Origin of the sequence: Bradyrhizobium sp. SZCCHNS3016 (assembly GCF_032484535.1) — a bacterium.
In the GTDB taxonomy this organism is placed as follows: Bacteria; Pseudomonadota; Alphaproteobacteria; order Rhizobiales; family Xanthobacteraceae; genus Bradyrhizobium.
Window position 1 is genome coordinate 197,430 of the sequence record NZ_JAUETE010000005.1, and the last position, 22,026, is coordinate 219,455.

Here is a 22,026-nt window from a genome sequence, read left to right on the forward strand (position 1 = left end):
AGATCACGCCCCTCACACCGGCTTGCGCTTCAGCTTCTGCGACAGGTTGATCAGGAACATCGCGGTCGGGCGGAGGATGAAGAGGTCGGCGAACAGCGCCGCCACCATCGAGAACGCGCTGAGCCAGCCGAACAGCCGCAGCGACGGCAGATCCGAGAACACGGTGACGACGAGGCCGCAGGCCAGCACCACCGTGGTGAGGATCAGCGCCGGTCCGACCAGCACGGTGGCACGCTCCACCGCGACCGCGGCGCTGACGCCGGGCGCACTCTCCATCCGCAGCCGGTTCAGGAAGTGGATGGTGGCCGACAGGCCGAGGCCGAAGGAGACCGTGAGCGCCACCACGCTGGCGAATTGCAGCCCCTCCCCCATCGCCCACAACAACGTCCCGGACATCACCACCGGGAAGATGCCGGGCAGGATGCAGGCGAGCATCACCACCCAGGAGCGGAAGGCGAGCCCGATGAACATCGCCACCAGCGCGAACTCGATGGTGAGCCCGTGATTGAGCTTCTGGATCATGCTGGCGGAGTTGCGCGCGGCGATGGCGGCAAGGCCGGTGACCGCGATCTCAAAGCCGGGGTGCTTCTTCCTGACCGTGTCGAGCTCATGATCAAGCTTGTCGACCACCGGCAGCAGCTGGCTGGAATCCAGATCGGGAACGCGGCCGGCGACCACCACCGCATCCTGCTCCTTGTCGATGAAGCGGCGCACCAGATGCTCGGGGATCAGATTGACGTATTCCTGCAGCGTCGCCGTATCGGACGAGCCGGCCTTCTCGGCCAGCCAGCGCCTGAGCGTCTCGACCGACCAGACGTTGCCGACACCGGCAGTCTTCTCGACCGTGGCATGGACGTCGGCGATGGTCTGCAACGTCTCCGGCGCATAGAGCGAGGCGCCCTTGGGAAACTGGATCAGCACATTGACCGGATTGGCGCCGGTGAGCTTGGCATCGAGCCGGTTGCTCGCCGCCACCGCCTGGCGCTTGTCCGGCACCTGGTCGGCGAGCCGGTAGCGCGGCTCCAGGCTCGCATAGACCACCGCGAGCGAGCCGACGAACACCACCGCGATCAGGCTGAACAGGCCGGGACGACCGACCATGCGCACCGCGATCCAGTAGCAGAAATTGCGCAGCGCCTGCACGCCGGCATCGGCCCCCTGGAATTTGACCGCGAACGTCTTCTCGTTGCGCACCAGCAGCACGCCGAACACCGGCACCAGCGACAGCACCGCGACCAGCGCGATGATGGTGGCGGCAAGCCCCGCCTCGCCGAACTTGCGGATCAGGTCGCTGTCGGAGAACTGCAGGGCGATGAAGGAAATGCCGGCGGTGGCGTGGGTCAGCACGCAAGCCGGGCCGACGACCAGCACGGCGTTCTTGAACGCCGTCACCTTGTCCTGCCCTGCGATCAGGCGGTCGCGGGCGGCGAAGGTGAGCTGCATCGAATCGGAGAAGCTGATGACCATGATGAGCGGCGTCATCACGTTCAGGAACATGTTGAGATTGAAATTGGCCCAGCCGAGCGCGCCGAGCGCAAGCATGATCGCGATCAGCGGCGGAAACGCCGCCGCGATCATGAAGGAGACCTTGCGGAAGAAGATGATGGCGATGATGCAGCCGGCAAGAATGCCGAGAATGTTGTAGGTCAGCCCGTCACGTTCCACCGCGTTGCGGATCTCGAGCTGCATGACCGGCACGCCGGAAAGCTGGACATTCAGGCCGGTGTCGGCGAGGTCCTCCGCCATCAGCTTCCGAATGTCGCCCACCACCTTTCCGAGATCGTTCGAGGCCACCACCTTGGGCTCGAGCGACAGCACGATCAGGGCGAGCGTGCCGTCCTCCGACAACAGCTTGCCGCGGATGATCTCGTTGGACTTCACCGTTTCGATGAACTTGTCGTAGGCCTCGCCCTCCGGCAGATCCGACGGAAACAGCGCCGCCGGAAGCTTGCCGGGCGCCGGCGCCTGACGGGCCGAGAACAGCGATACCAAGCCACGGGTGCCCTCGACCAGTTGCAGGTCGGTCACGAAGTCACGCAGCTTCTCGAGGTTCTGGCGGGCCAGCAAGGTCTTGCCCTCGACCACGACGAGGACGTCGAATTCCTCGGCCGGGAACTTCTTCGTCACCTCCTCGTACTGGTGGAATTCCTTGCTGTCGGAGCGAAACAGCTGGCTGAGCGAATCGTCGATCTGGATCCGCTTAATGCCGAACACCGCCGCCACGATCAGGACGAGCAGGACGACGCAGGAAAAGATCGGCGCCTTGACCGCGAGGAGGCCGAGCCGCTCGATGCCGAAAGCGATGCTGTCGGCCGGCCGGTGCTCGACCTTTTCGACATGGACTTCGTTGTCGTGCCTGACTTCCAGCATGCGGTGTCCAGTGGTTGGGGGCGGCCTAATTCGGAAGGCCTGAGCGCATAGGGCAGAAATAAGGCCGCTCAGCGAAGCAGAGATGACCGCATTGTGGCCCGCAGCCGAAGCTAATCCTTGAAAACACGTGATAATTCGTCGAGGCCGGGTCTAGCAGGGTTCACTCCCCGGCCGCAACCATGCCCGGCCACACAAGACGGCGAGCCGGCATGGCTTCCGATCACGCCACGATTCTGCCGTGCTTGAAAAGAGCGTGGACGACCCGGACGGGCGCGGGGCTCAAAAACCTGAACGACTCAAGGACCGGTATCCGACCGAGCCGTCCCTTCTTGCCCGGGGCAGGCCGCGGACCGGTGCCGGCGAGCGCCACTCGCCGCCCCTGCCCCAGAGAGGACCATCACCCTGCGGGAAGGGCGGCCTCGCGCAGCCGGATCGAGTAGTTCGACGCGTTCTGATTCCCGCGCGAGGCGGCGCGCGCAAACATGATGAGGTGATGCGCGATCAGCGCCACGGCGATGAAATTCTCGATCTCGCCGCGCTTGAGCTGGCTCCAGGCAAAGCGCCAGAACGGCCGCTTGTAGTCGCCGAGCACGCCCACCTTCCAGAAGATCTTGCCCATCATGACCATGCCGCGCCTGATGTTCGGCCAGCTCTTCATCTCGTCGCTGACCGGCACCTTGATGCGTTTGGCGTAGGTGGTGTCGCATTGGTGCTTGTAGCGTGCGAGCAGCCGCTCCGGCTCATAGGCCACCTCCATGCAGCGCCGCCACGCCGTGACCACCTCGTCATAGGGCATCAGGAATTTCACGTTGGAGTCGCGGCCGTCATCGTGGACCAGCCTGCCCTCGCGCTCGAGGCGATCCCACAGCGGCGTCTTCGGCAGCGCCTGCAGCAGATTGATCGTGAGCAGCGGGATCCGGCTCTCCGCGACGAACTGCAGCAGCGCGTCCGCGGTCTGCGGCGTATCGGTGTCCAGCCCCATGATGATACCGGAGACGACCTCCATGCCGTAGCCGTTGATGGTCCTGATCCCCTCCAGGATCGGCACCATCATGTTGTGGTCCTTGTGCATCGCGGTCAGCGCATCCGGGTCGGGCGTCTCGATGCCGCAGAAGATGGTGATGAAATAGGCCTCACGCATCTTCTCCAGGATCTCGGGCCGCTTGGCGATGTTGAGCGTGGCCTCGCAGGCGAGCCGCATCACGTAGCCGGTGCGCTTCTGCCATTCGATCAGATGCGGCAGCAGGTCCATCGCCGCCTTGCGGTTGCCGATGAAATTGTCGTCGACGAAATAGACCGAGCCGGTGACGCCGCATTCCCTGAGCTTGTCAAGCTCGGCGATGATCTGCTGCGGCGACTTGATGCGCGGGTTGCGTCCATAGAGGCCGGGGATGTCGCAGAACTCGCACTGATAGGGGCAGCCGCTGGAATACTGGATACTGCCGAGAAAGTACTTCTTCACCTCGGCGAGCTCATAGGCCGGCACCGGGAAATCGGTCATCGCCACCCGCTCGTCGGTCCGCAGCACGACCTGCTGCGCAGGCCGCGACGGATCCCGCGCCAGCCGCGCGATCAGCTCGTCGGTGGCATCGCCGAGCTCGCCGACATGCAGATAGTCGAAGCTCGGATAGTAGTCCGGACAGGCGCTGACGGAGGGGCCGCCCAGCGCGACCGGCAGGTCGAACGCATGCGCCCTCTGGCAGATGTCGTTCATCTGCTGACGCTGGATGTGCATTCCGCTGACGAACACCGCTTCGGCCCAGGAGAAATCCTCGTCCTGCGCCGGGCGGATGTTCTCATCGATGAAGCGCACCTGCCAGGAACTTGGAAGATAGGCCGCGATCAGCAGCAGCCCCTGCGGCGGCATGAAGGCCTGGACGCCGTCGGTGAGCGGATAGGCATGCTCGAAGGTTCCGAACGACGAGGTGTAGCGCGGAAACACACAGAGAATGCGACGTACCGTTTCGATGCCCTCGAATCTCATCGACTGCCCCTCGCGACAACCCGCTAACTGGTTACCTTACGGCCGAAGATAAGGCTTCGCCACCCCTTCCGGAAAAGTTGAGTGCGATCGAGCCTTCCGCTCCTGTCGCAGGGCGCAAGGTCCCGCCGCGTGCCAGATGCTCACGCTGCCTGGCATGATCCGACGCGACCTGATGAGGCGACCGGATCCGATGCATCGCAATACGGATCGTGGAATGCGACGGGCGATCCAAAGTTCCAATCGGAGGGATAATTGATCGGTCGAGCGCGACGACTGCTCCCGCCTGTCTCCGATCGGCGGACCAATTGCGGAGCGCGTGTGCGCGCGGCCACTGGCTTGCAATGCATTTGCAGGGGAACGAGGGGCCTCGAAATGGCGCATGCCCTCCGTAGTCAACCGGATGCCCCGGCGCCCGCCCCTGCTGCGAAGCACCAACTAATCGATTGAAACGCCAAGTAAAGTGCGCTGCGGTTGCATAATACTGACGGTGTCAACTTAACGCTTTCTCCATGAAGGTTTTGCATAACTATTAACAATCAAGCGCCTCCTCCGTCGTAGCAAAAACTTGCGGTATCTCACCTCATGACCTCACGCCCGACGTCAACGAAGACGGCCACGCGCCAGTCCATCGCAGTCAAGCTCTATGCAATCTTTGCGTTGTTTGCGCTATTGACCGCCGCAATCACCTGGCTGTCCGACTACAACTCGCGGCGGGCCACGGAGCTCATCAAGGCCATCGAGACGGCCAATCTCGCCGCTCACAACGTTCAGCTGGTCAACGGCCTCGTCTATGCCGTCGTCATGGAGTCGCGCGGCGTCTATATGTCGACCGACCCCGCCGTCGTAAAACAATACGGCAACGGCTTGCTCAAGTTCAATGCCGACATCCTGAAGGTCGTCGACAAGTGGCAGGCGATCGTACAGGCCGACGACGCCCAGCAATTCGCAACGTTCAAGAAGCGGATCGAGCAATTCGTCGAATTCCGCGCCGAACTGGTCCGGCGCGCCAATGAAATCAGCCCGGCTGCGGGACGCGAGTGGGGCGACAACGATGCCAATCGCTCCGTGCGCAAGGCGCTCAACAAGGATCTCGAGGCGCTGTCCAAAGTCTATGTCGAGCGCGCGGGAAAGATCGCCGAGGAAACGGCGCTGAACAACAAGCTCTCGCTCGTGCTGACCGGTCTAGGCGGCTTGATGTTGGCTCTGGTCGCAGCCGGCGTGGTGATCATCGCCCGCTCGATCGCTCGGCCGCTGTCTCAGATCACCGATACGATCCGCCGGGTCGCGACCGGCGCCGAGAACGTCGAAGTGCCGCATGCCGGACGGGCCGACGAGATCGGCGAGCTCGCCCGCGCCATCGGCGTATTCCAGCAGGCGATGGCCCACAACCGCGACCTCAATGTCCAGGTCTCGCAGGACTCGGAAATCCGCGAAGCCCGCGCCCGCCACATCGAGACCGCGGTCGAACAATTCCGCACCGCGATCGGCAGCGTGATGCGGACCGTCACCGAGAACGCCGCCGCGATGCGCCAAACCGCCGAGATGATCACGCGGCTGACGGCCGATGCCAACGAGCGCGCGGTCACCGCGGCCGGCGCCACATCGCAGGCATCGAGCAACGTCTCCGCCGTCGCGAGCGCCGCTGAGGAGTTGTCGACGTCGGTCGAGGAGATCGGCCGGCAGATCCGGCAGTCGGCCGGCGCCGTCGAGCAGACCGGCCAACGCACCGAGAAGTCGGTCACTGAGATCGAAGGCCTTGCCGCCGCCACCCAGCGCATCGACGGCGTACTGACCCTGATCCAGACCATCGCCGAGCAAACCAACCTCCTCGCTCTGAATGCGACCATCGAGGCCGCCCGCGCCGGCGAGGCCGGCCGTGGCTTTGCCGTGGTCGCTCACGAGGTCAAGGCGCTGGCCGGGCAGACGGCCAAGGCGACCGAGGAGATCAGCCAGAACGTCGGCCTGATCCAGGCCTCGACCAAGACCGCGGTCGACGCGGTCCGCGAGATTGGCCAGGCGGTCCGCGGCATCAACGAGATCACCTCGAACATCTCCAATGCGATCCAGCAGCAGGACCAGGCGACGCGGGAGATCTCGGCCAACGCGCAGTCGACCGCACAGGGCAACCAGACGCTGGTCATGAACATCGGCTCGCTCCGCGACGCCATCAGCGAGACCTCGACGGCCGCCGCCTCCGTCCTGTCGGCGTCCGGCGACCTCAACGCGACCGCGCAGACGCTCGCCAACGAGGTCGAGAAGTTCTTCCAGAACCTGCGCTCGGGTCCGTCCGCGGAGATGCGGCTGCGCAAGGCGAGCTGACGGCGGCGAGCCATCGGTCGCGGAAATCGCCCCGCAAGACGTGATCCGTTCCGATACCGGAACCGTTTCTTGGTTTTTGGAGAGCCCTCGTGCGCCAGACAGCCAAGAAACTTCCGTTCGCCTGCGACCCCGTTGCGGTCACCCAGGATGACGTCGAGGACGCCATCCGCACCATCCTGACCTGGATCGGCGAGGACCCGTCGCGCGAGGGTCTCTCCGAGACCCCGACCCGGGTCGCGCGGGCCTACAAGAGCTATTTTGCCGGCTATGAGCAGAACCCCGAGGAGTATCTGCGCAAGACGTTCGAGGAGACCGCCGGCTACGACGAGATGGTGCTGTTGCGGAACATCCCGTTCCAGAGCCATTGCGAGCACCACATGGCGCCCATCATCGGCCGCGCCTGGGTCGGCTACGTGCCGCACAGCCGCGTGGTCGGCATTTCCAAGCTCGCCCGGGTCGTCGAGGCCTATGCCAGCCGGCTGCAGATCCAGGAGCGCATGACCGCCGAGATCGCCAACATCATCGACGAGGTGCTGCAGCCGCAGGGCGTGGCGGTCGTGATCAAGGCCGCCCATCACTGCATCAGCTCGCGCGGCGTCAAGAAGCACGGCGTCGATCTCACCACCAGCCGTATGCTCGGCTGCTTCCGCACCGACCCGATGAGCCGCCAGGAGTTCCTGGCGATGGTCAATTCCGACCTGAAGGATTGAGGGTCCGGAAAATCCTCGGCCCGCTGTGATCCAGCCGTCCATGGTCCACGTTATCCAGGATCAAGCAGCGTGCCGGGGACCATGACCACGCGACTGAGAGCGACTGGAATAGCGCAATGGAACGTGGCATCGTCCCGGCATCGATTTGCACGGGCCTTCAGTGCCCGTACCGGGATGAATGTGAGCAGAGGGCCGAAGGCGACTGTGGACTGGGCTGAATTGATCGGACGCGTCGCCGCGCGCGGCGACCGCGAGGCGTTCAAGGCCCTGTTCGCGCATTTTGCGCCCCGCATCAAAGGCTTCCTCATCAAGACCGGCTGCAACGCCGACGACGCTGAGGAAATCGCCCAATCCACCATGGTGGCGGTGTGGACGAAGGCGGGGCAATTCGATCCGTCGACGGCCGGCGCGGCCGCCTGGATCTTCACGATCGCGCGAAACCAGCGGATCGACGCCGCGCGCAAGGCCGCCCGCGACAGCCGGCTGAGCAGAGAAGTGGGGCGTGACGAGGAAGCCGATCCGACGCCCGCAGCCGACCAGATCGTCTCGCGTGTCGAAGATGCCACACGGGTGGCGGCCGCGATCGAAAGATTATCGGTGGAGCAATCCACCGTGATCCGCCTGTCGTTCGTCGAGGAACGACCGCATTCGGAAATCGCGGCGGTGCTCGGCCTGCCGCTGGGTACGGTAAAGTCACGAATCAGACTGGCGATGAATCGCCTGAGAGACCTGTTGGACGACGCGACATGACGATCAGCCACCACCCGCCGGAAGACCTGCTGGCCGACTTCGCCACTGGTGCGCTCGACGAGGCCGAGCGGCTGGTCGTCGGTGTCCATGTCGCCGATTGCGGCCGATGCCAGCGCTTCGTCCGCGCCATCGAGCAGCTCGCCGGCGCCTCGCTGGACGCGGCCGAGCCGGTCGCGACGGGCGCGGATGCCTTCGATGCCGTGATGGCCCGCATCGATCGACGCCCGCAGGCGGCGCCGCAGGTGAGCGAGGTCGCCGAGCACGATCCCGAGCTCGCGGATCTGCCCGAGATGGTCAAGCGCTGCAAGATCGGCAAACGCCGGCGCGTGGCGCCCGGCATCAGCATGCGCCCGATCCTGCTGCCGGGCACCGGCAAATCGCGCGCCTTCCTGCTGCGCTCGGAGCCCGGGGCGCGGATGCTGGAGCATACGCATTCCGGCAATGAGCTGACCTGCGTGCTGAAGGGCAGCTTCAGCCATCTCGGCGGCTATTACGGACCCGGCGACTTCGACTATGGCGACGACGAGGTCGACCATCGTCCGGTGGTCGGTGACGAGGGCCCCTGCCTCTGCCTCGTCGCCATGACCGGCGACCTGCGCATGCACGGCCTGCTCGGCCGCCTCATCAGCCCGTTCGTCCGGCTCTGAATTCCTCCGCGGTCATTGCGAGCGCAGCGAAGCAAGCATTCGGGTGATCCGCATCTGACTCTGACCCGTTTCCGCTCAGAGAGAGCGCATGCAGGAGAAGGATGCGATCAGCAAGCGCGGATCAGCGGATCAGAAGGGTTACGTCGCGCATCTCTGCAGCCAGCGGCCCGTGCCGGACGCAACGATGAGCAAGCCTTTGCCGAGCTCCATGCTGCAACGATCTTGAAGATGCAGAAGACCGTGCGCGCCGCAGCGCGGCCGAGATCCGCGCCATCCGCAGCCACGCCGACGCGATCGCGTCGGCCGTGGTGTAGGACCCGACGCGGTTTCGGTCCCCTGCTTGCTGGTGGACCGCCGATCGGTCATATCTGGGGCGGTTCCACGCTGCCCATGCCGAGATTCATGACCGGAAATCCCCCGCGATGACCGCCGCCATCGTCGCCGTCTTCACGCTCGCCTATGCCGTGGTGGCGCTGGAGCACCCGTTCCGGATCAACAAGGCGGCCACCGCCCTGGTCGGCGCCGGCCTGATGTGGACCGTCTACGCCGTGATGGGCGGGACGGCTCCGGCGGTCGCGGCCGAGCTCAACGAGTCCGTGGCCTCGACCGCCCAGATCATCTTCTTCCTGATCGGCGCGATGACGATCGTCGAGGTCATCGACGCCCATAACGGCTTCGAGGTCGTGACCTCGCTGATCGGCACCCGCAACCAGGTCACCCTGGTCTGGCTGGTCGGCTTCGTCACCTTCTTCCTCAGCGCCATGCTCGACAACCTCACCACCGCGATCGTGATGGTGTCGCTGATGAAGAAGCTGTCCGGCCGCGACGAGGACCGCCTGGTCTTCGCATCGATCATCGTCATCGCCGCCAATGCCGGCGGCGCCTGGTCGGCGATCGGCGACGTCACCACCACCATGCTGTGGATCGGCGGCCAGATCACGCCGCTCGCGATCATGAAGTCGGTCTTCATCCCCTCGCTCTTGAACCTGCTGGTCCCGCTCGCCGTCGTCAGCTTCACCCTGCGCGGCAAGCAGCTGGTGCCGCCGGCGAGCGCCGGCCTCGCCTCGATCAGCCCGATCCTGCCGTTCGAGCGCAATTTGATGTTCTTCATGGGCCTTGGCATCCTGGTCGCCGTGCCGGTGTTCAAGGCGGTGACGCACCTGCCGCCGTTCATGGGCATCCTGTTCGGGCTCGGCCTACTCTGGATGGTCGGCGAGATCATCCATCGCGAGAAGGCCTCGGAGCAGAAGCAGCGCCTGACGCTGGTGCATGCGCTGACCCGCATCGACATGCCCTCGATCGTGTTCTTCATCGGCATCCTGCTGGCAGTCGCCGCGCTCGAGCACACCCACATCCTCGAGGCGCTGGCGCAATGGCTCGATCGCACCGTCGGCCGGCTCGACCTGATCGTGATCGTGCTCGGCCTCGCCAGCGCGGTCATCGACAACGTGCCGCTGGTCGCGGCATCCATGGGCATGTACAGCCTGAGCCAGTTTCCGCCGGACAGTTTCCTGTGGGAGTTCGTCGCCTACTGCGCCGGCACCGGCGGCTCGATCCTGATCATCGGCTCGGCGGCCGGCGTCGCCGCGATGGGGCTCGAGAACATCCACTTCTTCTGGTACGTCCGCCGCATCAGCGGCATCGCCCTGCTCGGCTATTTTGCCGGCGCTGCCGCCTACATCATCCAATACAATCTGCTTCACTGAGCGGGACCGACGCATGGGATGGTCGTGGCACAGTCTTGCAGCCGTCGCGACCGCCATGCTCATCGGCATCGGAGCTGGCCGCGCCGACGACGCGACGATCCGCAGCGGCTACGCGCTCGGCCCGGCCAGTTGCGGCGACGGCGCCCTCGCCTTTCCGCGCCTCCAGATCGACATGAAGCCCGGCTTCTGCGCCGGCCTCGTCGCCGGCCGCGACGACGGCCTGAGATTTCCCCGCAGCATCGTGCAGATCCCCGGCCATCGGCTGTTCGTGATCGCGGACATGGGCGGCTGGGGCCATGACGACGGCCGGCTGCTGATCCTCGATCCCGCGGCGCCGGCCGGCCAGCGCCTCCGCGAGGTGATCACGCGGCTGTCCTATCCGTTCGGGCTTGCGGCCGGTCCCGACGGCAAGATCTACGCCGCCACCGATACGTCGATCTTCCGCTTCGATCCGCTTGCGAGCAACCCGAAAGCAACGATCGAGACCATCATCCGCGACCTGCCGGGACGCCGCCTCACGCTGCCCGACGGCACGCGCCTATCGGAAAGTGCGCATCCGCTGAAGGCATTCGCCTTCGACCGCACCGGACGGCTGTTCGTCAACATCGGCTCGCCTAGCGACAACTGCCTGTCGCAGGCGCCGATCACGCAGCCCTGCGCCGCCGGTGAAGGCACCTCGGCGCTCGCCGCGATCTGGCTGTTCACGCCACCGGCCGGCGGCGTCTTTGCGGCGCTGAAATCCGGCGATCCGTCGCCGCCGCACGAGGTCTACGCGCGCGGCCTGCGCAACTCAATGGCGTTGGCCCTGCATCCGCGCTTTCCCGATCCCGGCACCGCCTTGCTGCAGGGCGAGAACGCGCGCGATCTGCAGGACGTGTTCGCACCCAACGAGGAGATCAACGCCATCGAGCAAGGCCGCCACTATGGCTGGCCCTATTGCTACGACCTGACGACGCCGAGCCCGGAATTCAAGCGCGTGCTGCAATCCGGCGCGCTCAAGAACCTCTGCAACACCACCACGCTCTACAAGCAGCCCTGGTCGCTGCTGCCACCGCATGGCGCGCCGCTCGGCATGCTCTACTACACGGGCGATCGCTTCGACGAGCTGAAAGGCAGGCTGCTGGTCGGCCTGCATGGCTACCGGCCGACCGGCAGCCGGCTGCTCGCCTATGAGGTCGACGAGCGTGGCTTCCCGAAAGTGAGCCCGGCGCCGGTGCGCTATCATGTGAGCTGCGCCGCCGAGCCGACCCGCGCTTTCCAGACCGCAGCCGGTCCCGCGCCGGCTGCGGCGTTCGACGAGATCATCACCGGCTGGCATCGCGTCAACGGCATCCGGCCGCAAGGCGCGCCGGTCGGCATGACCGTGGCCGACGACGGCGCGATCTGGCTGGTGGAGGACAAGAACCAGACCGTGATCCGGATCGACCACACGGACGAGGCTGCACCCGAGCCGTTGCCTTGCGACACGAGAAGCGATCAACTGATCGACCGGCTGGCCGCCTTGGTGCTGGACGATGCTGCCGGGCGCGCGCGGTTGGCGATGGTGCGCAAGAACCTCATCGAGAAACACTGTCGCGGTTGCCATTCGGATTTCGGCCTCGAGGCCGGACAATCCGATCGAGACAAGGACCTCGCGGTGCTGCGCTTCATGCTGGCCCAGGACGGCTGGATCTATCCCGGTGATCCCGAAGCCGGCCGGCTGCGTCAGCGATTGCGCGGGTTGGGTGCCGAGCGGCAGATGCCGCCCGGGGCTGACCTGATCAAGACGGAACCAGGCTATGCGAAACTGCTTGATGTTGCCGACGACCTCGTCGCACGCCTGGTTCCAGGCACGCGGATGCGGGTCAAAGCGGGCGGCCCGCCGCACCGCAAGTTCTTCGCCGCGGACGGCCGCGAATGCGGCGACATTCCGTTCGGCAAGATCGTCGTGGTGACCGAGAGGTCTGCCGTCAATAAGCCCGGCTTCAGCCGTCTCTTCCGGCCAGCCGACACCTATCTCAACGGCACCTGCACGGACGACGATGGCTATTATATCCAACAGCAGTTTCTGGTGCCGCTCTGACGGACGCGACGAGATCATCCCTGGGATGAGCAAAGCGACTGCCACAGGCGCAGTGTGCTCCCCTCCCCCTTGCGGGGAGGGGTCGGGGGTGGGGGTAGTCGCGAGCACCGCTGCCCGCGATGGTGGGCACGGCGCGCCGCACACGGTGTTGGCTCGGAAGCAGCGTCGCATCGCGCCCTTGCCCACCCTACGCATCCCGCGTTTGGCGGAACTCGCAATGCTCGTCCTTGCGACCGTCCCTGCTCTGGCCGCCCCAAAACTGTTCGAGAGCACGCAGCTCACACCGTCAGGCGAATACACCTTCGGCATCGAAGGCCCCGCCGTCGACCGCGACGGCAATCTGTTCGTGGTCAATATCAGCAAACCCGGCACGATCGGCAGGCTGGCGCCGGAAGCGACGGCCTCGGAGAAATTCACCGAGCTGCCCGACGGCAGCATCGGCAATGCGATCCGCATCGACGCTGCCGGCGTCATGTTCGTCGCCGACTACAAGAAGCACAACATCTTCGCCATCGCGCCCGGCACCACCGAGCCCCGCCTCGTCTTCCATGCCGACGACATGAGCCAGCCCAACGACGTCACGCTGTCACGCGACGGCACCATCTATGCGAGCGATCCCAACTGGAAGGCGCGCAGCGGCCGCGTCTGGCGCATTGCGAAGGGCGCTGATGGCGTGATGCAGGGCGCGGCGATGATCGCGCCACGCGCCATGGGCACCGCCAACGGCATCGATCTCAGCCCCGACGGCCGCACGCTCTATGTCGGCGAATCCAACAGCGGCGAGATCTGGTCCTATGCGATCGACGGCGACGCGCTGACCCGGCCGAAGCTGATCAAGACCTTCGAGCCGAACACGATCGACGGACTGCGCACCGACGCCAGCGGCCGGCTGCTGGTCGCGCGCATCCTCAAGGGCAGCATCGCCATGCTGGCGCCGGATGGGCGCATGATCAGGGAGATCGCGCTGAAAGCCAAGGAGCCGACCAACCTCGCCTTCGGCGGCAGCGACGGCAAGACCGTGTATGTGACCCAGCGCCAGGGCGGCTTCATCGAGTCGTTTCGGACTGATGTCGAGGGGCGAGAACATTGTTTGCAGATGCGGAAGTGCTGAGCTTCTCTGCTGGTGCCGGATTCAGCATGCCGCTCGCTGTCTGAACGACAACTAATAGATCGCGCATATCCGCCATGCCCGAATTGCCCGTCGTGCCAGTTTGTCGCACGCTTGCCCACTTGCATCGTCGGGCAAATCAGACCGATGTTTCCGGCCATCCCGGGCTCGTGAGAGGGGCGGATCGCGATCGTCACGAACGTGGAGCCTGGGGAGCGGTGGGCGTGTGGTGCTGCAGCGTGATCAGTCGCGCGGACGAACGGCATGATGCGCACGGTGAAGTCGTGATGTCCCGACACCCCGATGCTGGTGTCAACCTGGCGCAATGCGATCGCGCTGGGGATGGTGGCCAGAAAGCTCGGCGCACCAGGGAGACCACGTATAAGCCGTAAAGCCATCGCGCAGGGAATGCCGGGTTGACCCGGCTGCACCTGTGGTACCTGCCGCCTGCATTCTTTTCGCAGGCGGGCCATGGGTGAGGCCATCACCCGGCATTCCCTGCGCCCTCTTGTTCTCGGAGGGTTCGAGCTATCCTTCATGACTCGGACAGATCATGTCGCGAGAACGCTGCCTCGTACTCCGTGTTATGCCCGCGCAGGCGGGCATCCAGCACGCCGCGGCGTCTCGATTCATCACCCCTCCCGGCGAGTACTGGATCGTCCGCTTTCGCGGACGATGACAGCAGAAAGTATCCCGCCGCAGCGCGAATGGTGGAGAGACCGTGCAACAAACTCGCCGTTGTCCCAGGCAAGCCCGGAACTCATACTCCGCAGCAGGAGTGAGGTGCGAGATGCTGCTAACAGTGTGCCGCCCAACACTCAGCTGGGGTTATGGGTCCCGACGTTCGCCGGGACGACAGTGATCGTGAGGCCGGCACCTTTCATCTCACCCGCAAATCAAGGCCCCCGCGTGCGCGAGGGCCTTAGTAGCAATGGCGATCGCTTATCGCCCGTACACGACCGGCGCGCGGCGCACGATCAGCGGCGGCGGCAGGTCGCGCTCCCAGACGCGGCCGTCGTCGAACTGAATGCGCATGCCGTCGGGCGAATACACCGCGCTTTCGTCGCGCGCATCGATCCACAGCCGGCTATTGGGAGCATTCCAGTCCGGCCAAGCCTGGAGGGACTCGCCGGTCTCGGTGGTCAGGTTCACGGCATCGCCGTTCTGCGTCACGAAGGCCGGCGCGCCGATCATGCCGTCGCGGCACATCTGGATGCAGCGGTAGGTGCCGGTGAGGTTCGCACTCGGCTGGGCCGAGGCGCTGCCGGCGACGCAGGCGCCGACGAGGCCAATGACGACTGCAACGCGTTTCATGTCGATCACTCCATCGCTCGAAAGGGTCAGCCAGCCCCCATTTCGGGCCCCTCGGGCGGATCAAGTGCGATGCGGGAAAAATGTTCCGGCCGTTCCCGGTGAGGGAACCCTACTCGACCATCACCACATCGACGGCGACGCCGAGCTTCTGCTTGCGCGAACCGACGATGATGCCATCGACCGGCGAAACGTCGGAGAAGTCGCGGCCCATGCCGAGGATGATGTGATCATTGCCGACCAGGAGATCATTGGTCGGATCGAAGCCGATCCAGCCCAGCTCCTCGCCACCCCACAGCGACACCCAGGCATGGGTGGCGTCGGCGCCCTGCAGCGGCGGCTGGCCCTCGGGCGGGATGGTGCGCAGATAGCCGCTGACATAGGCCGCGGGGAGACCGAGACCGCGCAGGCCGGCGATCATGATATGAGCAAAATCCTGGCAGACGCCGTGGCGATTGTCGAACACCTCGCGCAACGGGGTCGAGATCACGGTCGCCTTCGGATCGTATCTGAACTCCTTGCGGATGCGCCGCATGAGGTCGGCCGCGCCGGCAACGATGCCGGTGCCGGCGCGAAAGCTTGCCGCGGCATAGTCCGTCACCGGCTCCAGCACCGGCACCAGCGCGCTGGCGAAGACGTAGCCGATCGGCGACGACGGGCCGAGGCTCGTCGCCTCGAAGGCGGCATCACGCACGTCCTCCCAGGCCGCGCTCGGCGCATCGCGCTCCGGCGGTGTGCGCGACAGCTTTACCCGCGAGCGCGAGTCGATGCGCAGATGGCGGTGCTGGGTGTCGATCACGATGCTCTCGGTCAGCGTGCCGAAGAAGTCGCGCCGCGCCGTCCGCTCCGAGGGACGCGGGCGGATGTCGACGCTGTGCGAGATCAACTCCTGCCCGTCGCCGCTGAGCGGCTCCAGGCGCAGCGAGCAGCGCGCAAAGCTGACGGCGCTCTCATACTCATAGGTCGTGACATGCCGGATGTCGTAGATCACGCGAGGCCCGTCAGCTTTTCCGGCCGCGTCGCGTTCGGACCGTGCGGGAAATAGTGCTGACCAATCGCCTCCGCCAGATTGAGCAGGTCCTGCTCCAGTGCAAACAGCGTGCGGCCATCGAGATGGGCCGCCTCCGCTGCGGTCAGCCGCGCGCCCAGCGAGATCGCGAGGCGTTGCGGCCGCTCGATCAGCCCGTTCTCCTTCAGCACCGGCAGGCTCGCGATGTGCTCGTTCAGCAGCTCGACCTGGAACGCGACCGAGCGCGGGTTATAGAGGTCGAGCACGACGAGATCGCGGATCGGCGCCAGCGCCGGGCCGATCAGATAGCGCGAGCGATAGGTGATCTGACAATCGACCAGGGTGAGCAGGACGTCGAGATCCTCGGGCGTCGCCTCGTCATAGCCGAACTGCCGCGCGAATCGCGCGGTGTTGATGGCGCGCTCGGCGCGGCGACCCATGTCGAGGAAGCGCCAGCCGGCGGCGCGATTCATGTTCTCCTGGGCGAGGCCGGCGAAGCTCGCGAGCCTGTCGAGCGTGAGCTCGGCGATGCTGACGACGGCGTCCTCATCCTCGGCCTCCTGCGCCAGCCGATTCGGCATCTCGGTGATGACCTGCCAGGCGTCGGGCGAGAGGCGCTCGCGCAGCGAGGTCGCGGTGCGCTGCGCCGATTTGAGCAGCGACAGCGCCGAGCCGAACTGCGCCTCGGCCTGCAGGGCTTCGGCAGCCACCTGGAATCCCTTGCTGCGCGAGGTCTGCTCAACCGCGCCCCACGCCAGCAACAGCCGCTGGATGCGCTCGGAGGTGTTGAGCTGCGCCGGCGACCCCTTGCCGGGATCGCGATGCTGGGCTGCGAGCGCCCGGATCAGCCGCACGGTGGCCTCGGCGCGCTCCAGATAGCGTCCGAGCCAGAACAGATTGTCGGCGGCGCGGCTCGGCAGCACGCCGGCGATGCGGCGTATCCGCACGTTGTCGGAGCCCGGCAGCAAGGTGCGCGCCGCCACCGCCTTGTCGGCGACCACCCAGACGTCGGCGGCGCGCGCGCCGTCGCCCATCGACACCGCGCGCGCATCGAGCTTGTCGGCGATGCGGCAGAAGCCGCCGGGCATCACGGTCCAGCCGTCGGGCGTGGCGGCCGCGAACACCCGCAGCACGAACGGCCGCGGCGCGATCCGGCCGTCCTGCCACACCGGCGTGGTCGACAGCCGCACTACCTCCTGGCCGACATAATCGATGCCGCGCTGGCTGATGGCAGCGCGCAGCCGCTCGCGCTCGGCGGCCGAGAGCTCGCCGGCCAGCACCGGACCGCTGCTTGCGAAGCCCGGTACGGCGCGGCCATAGGCACCTTCGATCGAGAACTCCTCGAGCCGCGACAGCACCTCGTCGCGCGCGGACTTCTGGCCGCACCACCACGTCGCGATGTGCGGGATCTTGAGATCCTCCCCGAGCACGCGCCGGGCAAGGCTCGGCAGGAAGCCGAGCAGCGCGCGCGCCTCGAGCACGCCGGAGCCCGGCATGTTGGCGACCACGACGCCGCCCTTGCGCACGACGTCCATGAGTCCGGCAACGCCGAGCCGCGAGGCCGCGTCGAGCTCGAGCGGATCGAGCGAGTTGGAATCGAGCCGCCGCAGCAGCACGTCGACGCGCTTCAGGCCGGCGACGGTGCGGATGTGCACGCGGTCGCCGCTGACGGCGAGATCGTCGCCCTCGACCAGCAGGAAGCCGAGATAGCGCGCCAGCGTCGCGTGCTCGAAATAGGTCTCGCTGAACATGCCCGGCGTGAGCACGCCGATCCGCGGCTCGTCACGATCGGCGCTGGCGCGCAGCGCATCGCGGAACGCTTCGAAGAACGGCGCGAGACGCTCGACGTTCATGGACTTGTAGATCGAGGAGAAGGCGCGCGACAGCACCAGCCGATTTTCCAGCGCATAGCCCATGCCGGACGGCGCCTGGGTGCGGTCGTTGAGCACCCACCAGCCGCCGTCAGGCCCACGGCCGATATCGGCGGCGTAGATGCTGAGGAAGCGGCCGCCGGGCGGTTTGACGCCGCAGACCGGGCGCAGATATTCGCTGGACCCGGCGACGGCGGCCGCAGGAAGCGCGCCGCTCGCGAGCAGCCGTCCCTCGCCATAGATGTCCTGCAGCACCCGCTCGAACAGCTCGGCGCGCTGGACGATGCCCTGGGACAATTGCGCCCATTCGGACTCGTCGATCAGCAGCGGCAGATGGCTCAGAGGCCACAACCGCTCGGCGTTATCGCCCGGCGAGCGATAGGTGACGCCGGCTTCGCGCAGATGGCGATCGGCGGAGGCGAAGCGGCGCTCGATGTCGCTCGGCGCGAGTGCGGCGAAGGTCTCGGCAAAGCGGGTCCAGACCGGCCGCGGACGGCCGTCGGCCCCGATGAACTCATCGGGGATGCCGGGGAGCCGGGCATAATCGCGCGCCCAATGCTCGGCGCGGCGCAGCGGAGAACGTGCCGCCGGCCGACCGGCGGCGGGGCTCGCTCCCTGGTCCTGGCCGCTCGAGCCGTCCATACCCTGGTCCTCCGCGCAAACTCCGTTTCATCAATGCAGGAGCGGCCTGCGCAAGTCGAGGGTCATCGGGAATTCATTTGTGCGTTCTTCCGGCGGCAGCGGGATTCGTCCGGGAGTGTGGCCGTGATCCTGGAAGCGGGCGAGCCGCCGCGCCTCCGCCTCGTAGGAGTTGATCGGCTTGGTGTCGTAGTTGCGGCCGCCGGGATGGGCGACGTGATAGACGCAGCCGCCGAGCGAACGGCCATTCCAAGTGTCGATCAGGTCGAAGGTCAGCGGCGCATGCACCGGAATCGTCGGGTGCAGACCGGAGGCCGGCTGCCACGCCTTGAAACGAACCGCCGCCACCGCCTCCGCCGAACGCCCCGTCAAGGTCATCGGCATTCTCCTACCATTGCAGGTCACGAGGTGGCGGCCTTCGATGAAGCCTTCGGCTTTCACTTGAAGTCGCTCGACCGAGGAATCGACATAGCGCACCGTGCCGCCGGCCGCGCCTTCCTCGCCCAGCACATGCCAGGGCTCCAGCGCCTGCCGCAGCTCCAAGGTCACGCCGCCATGCTGCACGCGGCCGAAGGTCGGAAAACGGAACTCGAGCTGCGCCTGGTACCATTCCGGCGAGAAATCGTAGCCGGACGACCTCAGCTCATCCAGGACATCAAGAAAGTCTTCCCATATGAAGTGAGGCAGCATGAAGCGGTCGTGCAGCGCCGTGCCCCAGCGCACGAACTTGCCGTCCTGCGGCTCGCGCCACGATTTGGCGATCAGCGCACGGATGAGAAGCTGCTGCGCCAGCGACATGCGCGGATCGGGCGGCATTTCCAGCGCACGGAACTCCACGAGTCCGAGGCGGCCCGTCGGTCCCTCCGGCGAGTAGAGCTTGTCGATGCAGATCTCCGAGCGATGAGTATTGCCGGTGATGTCCACCAGCAGATGCCTGAACAGCCGGTCGACCAGCCACAGCGGCACGCTCTGCCCGATCCGTGGCACATTGGCGAGCGCGATCTCCAGCTCATAGAGACTGTCGTGGCGCGCCTCGTCGATGCGCGGAGCCTGGCTGGTCGGCCCGATGAACATGCCGGAGAACAAATAAGACAGCGACGGATGCCGTTGCCAATACAGGACGAGGCTCTTCAGCAGATCCGGGCGGCGCAGGAACGGCGAATCCGGCGGCGAGCTGCCACCGACCACGACGTGATTGCCGCCGCCGGTGCCGGTGTGGCGGCCGTCGATCAGGAAGCGATTGGCGCCGAGCCGCACCTTCGCGGCATCCTCATAAAGTCCGAAGGTGATGTCGACCGATTGCCGCCAGCTCGCGGCCGGCTGGATGTTGACCTCAATGACGCCCGGATCTGGCGTCACCTTGATCACCTCGATGCGCGGATCGAACGGCGGCGCATAGCCCTCCACGTGAACCTTGATCTGCATCGCCTCCGCCGTCGCTTCGACCGTTGCGACGAGCTCCAGGTAGTCCTCGATGGTTTCGACCGGCGGCATGAACACGCAGAGAATGCCATCGCGGATCTCGACCGACATCGCCGTGCGGACGCCGAGCCCGCCCCAGTACTGATACTGAACGTCCTGCTGCGGCTTCGGCGCGCGGTCGAGCTTCGGCAGCGGCGGCACCTGTGGCACGATCACCGGCCGCCCCTGCGTGAACATCGGCAGCGGCCCCCGCTCCTCCATCGGGTCCTGCTCGTGAATATACGGGAAATCCTCCGGCGGAATGTAGACCAGCGAGCCGATCGGCAGCCGCAGGCCGAGCGGCGAGTCGCCGGGAATCAGGAACAGGCGCTTGCGCCGCAGGCCCCAGCGCTCGCTGCGCCAGCGCCTGGACTGTGCATTCCAGCGCTGGATCGGCAGCACGAAGCCGCGCGGGATGTGCAGGCCTTCGTCGAACACCCGCGCCATGCGCGCGCGCTCTTCGGGATCGGCGAGCTTGGAGTCGAGTGCGTCGACGTTCTCGGGCAGCGCGGCTTCCTTCTGCAGCCAATGCGCGGGATCCTCGAACGCGGGCAGCACGTAGTCGGATTCGAGCCCGAGCGTCTCGGCGGCCATGTCCAGGAAACGCTCCGCATCCTGGATCGTCGCCTTGCGCGGACCATCGACGCTGGCGATCAGGTCCGGATTGCGCCAGATCGGCTCACCATCCTTGCGCCAATACAGTCCGAACGCCCAGCGCGGCAGGCTTTCGCCGGGATACCACTTGCCCTGTCCGTAGTGCAGCAGGCCACCGGGCGCGAAACGCGCGCGCAGACGCCGGATCAGGCTGTCCGCGAGCCCGCGCTTGGCCGGGCCGACGGCAGCCGTATTCCACTCCGCCGATTCCATGTCGTCGATCGACACGAAGGTCGGCTCGCCGCCCATCGTGAGCCGCACGTCGTTTTCGGCGAGATCGGCATCGACGGCTTCGCCGAGGCGGTCGAGCCGGTCCCACGCCTCATCCGAAAATGGCCGGGTAATCCGCGGCGCTTCGCGGATGCGCCTCACATTCATCTCGAAGTTGAAGTTGACCTCGGCAACTCCGGCGCTGCCGCTGATCGGCGCAGCCGAGTGATAATGGGGAGTCGCAGCAACGGGGATGTGCCCCTCGCCCGCCAGCATGCCCGAGGTGACGTCGAAGCCTATCCATCCAGCACCGGGCAGATAGACCTCGGCCCAGGCATGCAGATCGGTGAAATCATTCTCGACCTCGACCGGCCCCTCGACCGGATCGATGTCGGGACGAAGCTGAATCAAATAGCCGGAGACGAAGCGGGCGGCGAGGCCGAGATGCCGCAGCGTCTGGATCAGCAGCCACGCCGAGTCGCGGCAGGAGCCGGCGGCCGACGACAGCGTCTCCTCCGGCGTCTGAACGCCAGGCTCCATCCGGATGATATAACGAATCTTTTTCTGCAACTGCGCATTGAGTTCGACGAGATAGTTGACCGTGTTGTCCGCATCGCGGGGAATCGACTTCAAATATTCCGCGAACAACGGCCCCGGCTCGATCGCTTCGAGATAGGGCGCGAGTTCCACCTTGAGGCCCTCGGGATAGGCAAAGGGAAAACTGTCCGCATAAGGCTCGACGAAGAAGTCGAACGGATTGATCACGGTCATCTGCGCCGTGAAGTCGACCTCGATTTTGAGTTCGTTCACCTTCTCAGGGAAAACGTAGCGGGCCAGCCAATTGCCTTGCGGATCCTGCTGCCAGTTCACGAAATGGTTGGGCGGCGTGACCTTGAGCGAATAGCTCAGCACGGGGGTCCTGGTATGTGGTGCAGGACGCAGGCGGATGGTCTGCGGGCCCAGTTCGACCGGACGATCATATTTGTAATGGGTAACGTGATGTAATGCGACGTAGATTGACACGAGGTTTCGGCGCTCCAGCAACTTTTTTAAGCAGAACATTGCTGTGCTTAGGGATCAAGCACTAACAAAGGGCAGAGCTGCCTATTGAACTATCCTAAGCCCGAAAGGCGGCATTTGGGTCCGCGTAGGTCGAGTTGCGCCTCCCCTGTCAGGTGCTTCCGCTGCACGCACCGGTCGCTTTTCCGGCCGCTG

The 22,026-nt window shown here is 65.8% G+C and carries 13 protein-coding genes; 7 read left to right on the forward strand and 6 right to left on the reverse strand.

Annotated elements, in window-relative coordinates:
- Positions 1 to 12 precede the first annotated feature (12 nt).
- Both QW881_RS12725 and QW881_RS12730 read right to left on the reverse strand, forming a co-directional pair.
- Positions 13 to 2,370: an efflux RND transporter permease subunit gene (locus tag QW881_RS12725; RefSeq protein ID WP_315757723.1), complete on the reverse strand. Its 2,358-nt coding sequence runs from the start codon at positions 2,368 to 2,370 to the stop codon at positions 13 to 15.
- Between the two features lie 397 nt (positions 2,371 to 2,767).
- Positions 2,768 to 4,354, reverse strand: a complete 1,587-nt coding sequence (locus tag QW881_RS12730; protein WP_315757724.1) for a B12-binding domain-containing radical SAM protein — start codon at positions 4,352 to 4,354, stop codon at positions 2,768 to 2,770.
- Positions 4,355 to 4,936: 582 nt separating this feature from the next.
- Between QW881_RS12730 and QW881_RS12735 the strand changes: the two genes are divergently transcribed.
- The 7 genes from QW881_RS12735 to QW881_RS12765 all read left to right on the forward strand — a co-directional run bounded on the left by QW881_RS12735 (position 4,937) and on the right by QW881_RS12765 (position 13,659).
- On the forward strand, positions 4,937 to 6,673 hold the full coding sequence (locus QW881_RS12735) for a methyl-accepting chemotaxis protein (RefSeq protein ID WP_315757725.1): 1,737 nt from the start codon (positions 4,937 to 4,939) through the stop codon (positions 6,671 to 6,673).
- An 89-nt stretch (positions 6,674 to 6,762) separates the two neighbouring features.
- Entirely contained in the window at positions 6,763 to 7,383 is a 621-nt protein-coding gene (folE, locus tag QW881_RS12740; protein ID WP_315757726.1) for a GTP cyclohydrolase I FolE, read from the forward strand.
- A gap of 204 nt (positions 7,384 to 7,587) precedes the next feature.
- Positions 7,588 to 8,133, forward strand: a complete 546-nt coding sequence (locus tag QW881_RS12745) for a sigma-70 family RNA polymerase sigma factor (protein ID WP_315772520.1) — start codon at positions 7,588 to 7,590, stop codon at positions 8,131 to 8,133.
- Entirely contained in the window at positions 8,130 to 8,780 is a 651-nt protein-coding gene (locus tag QW881_RS12750) for a ChrR family anti-sigma-E factor (RefSeq protein ID WP_315737288.1), read from the forward strand. Before QW881_RS12745 ends, QW881_RS12750 begins: the two co-directional genes overlap by 4 nt.
- A gap of 422 nt (positions 8,781 to 9,202) precedes the next feature.
- Positions 9,203 to 10,486 (forward strand): sodium:proton antiporter NhaD, encoded by a 1,284-nt coding sequence (nhaD, locus tag QW881_RS12755; RefSeq protein ID WP_316158379.1) that lies wholly within the window; start codon positions 9,203 to 9,205, stop codon positions 10,484 to 10,486.
- Positions 10,487 to 10,499: 13 nt separating this feature from the next.
- Positions 10,500 to 12,548, forward strand: coding sequence for a PQQ-dependent sugar dehydrogenase (locus tag QW881_RS12760; protein ID WP_316158378.1), 2,049 nt, complete (start codon positions 10,500 to 10,502; stop codon positions 12,546 to 12,548).
- Positions 12,549 to 12,765: 217 nt separating this feature from the next.
- Positions 12,766 to 13,659 (forward strand): SMP-30/gluconolactonase/LRE family protein, encoded by an 894-nt coding sequence (locus QW881_RS12765; protein WP_316158377.1) that lies wholly within the window; start codon positions 12,766 to 12,768, stop codon positions 13,657 to 13,659.
- A 939-nt stretch (positions 13,660 to 14,598) separates the two neighbouring features.
- Here the strand turns inward: QW881_RS12765 and QW881_RS12770 are convergent.
- The 4 genes from QW881_RS12770 to QW881_RS12785 all read right to left on the reverse strand — a co-directional run bounded on the left by QW881_RS12770 (position 14,599) and on the right by QW881_RS12785 (position 21,834).
- Positions 14,599 to 14,979 (reverse strand): hypothetical protein, encoded by a 381-nt coding sequence (locus QW881_RS12770; protein WP_316158376.1) that lies wholly within the window; start codon positions 14,977 to 14,979, stop codon positions 14,599 to 14,601.
- A gap of 100 nt (positions 14,980 to 15,079) precedes the next feature.
- On the reverse strand, positions 15,080 to 15,958 hold the full coding sequence (locus tag QW881_RS12775) for a transglutaminase family protein (RefSeq protein WP_315737284.1): 879 nt from the start codon (positions 15,956 to 15,958) through the stop codon (positions 15,080 to 15,082).
- Complete coding sequence (locus QW881_RS12780) at positions 15,955 to 18,489, reverse strand: circularly permuted type 2 ATP-grasp protein (RefSeq protein ID WP_316158375.1); 2,535 nt, start codon at positions 18,487 to 18,489, stop codon at positions 15,955 to 15,957. Before QW881_RS12780 ends, QW881_RS12775 begins: the two co-directional genes overlap by 4 nt.
- A 30-nt stretch (positions 18,490 to 18,519) precedes the next feature.
- The gene (locus tag QW881_RS12785; RefSeq protein WP_316158374.1) at positions 18,520 to 21,834 is read right to left on the reverse strand and encodes a transglutaminase family protein; all 3,315 of its coding nucleotides are present in this window, start codon (positions 21,832 to 21,834) and stop codon (positions 18,520 to 18,522) included.
- Positions 21,835 to 22,026 lie beyond the last annotated feature (192 nt).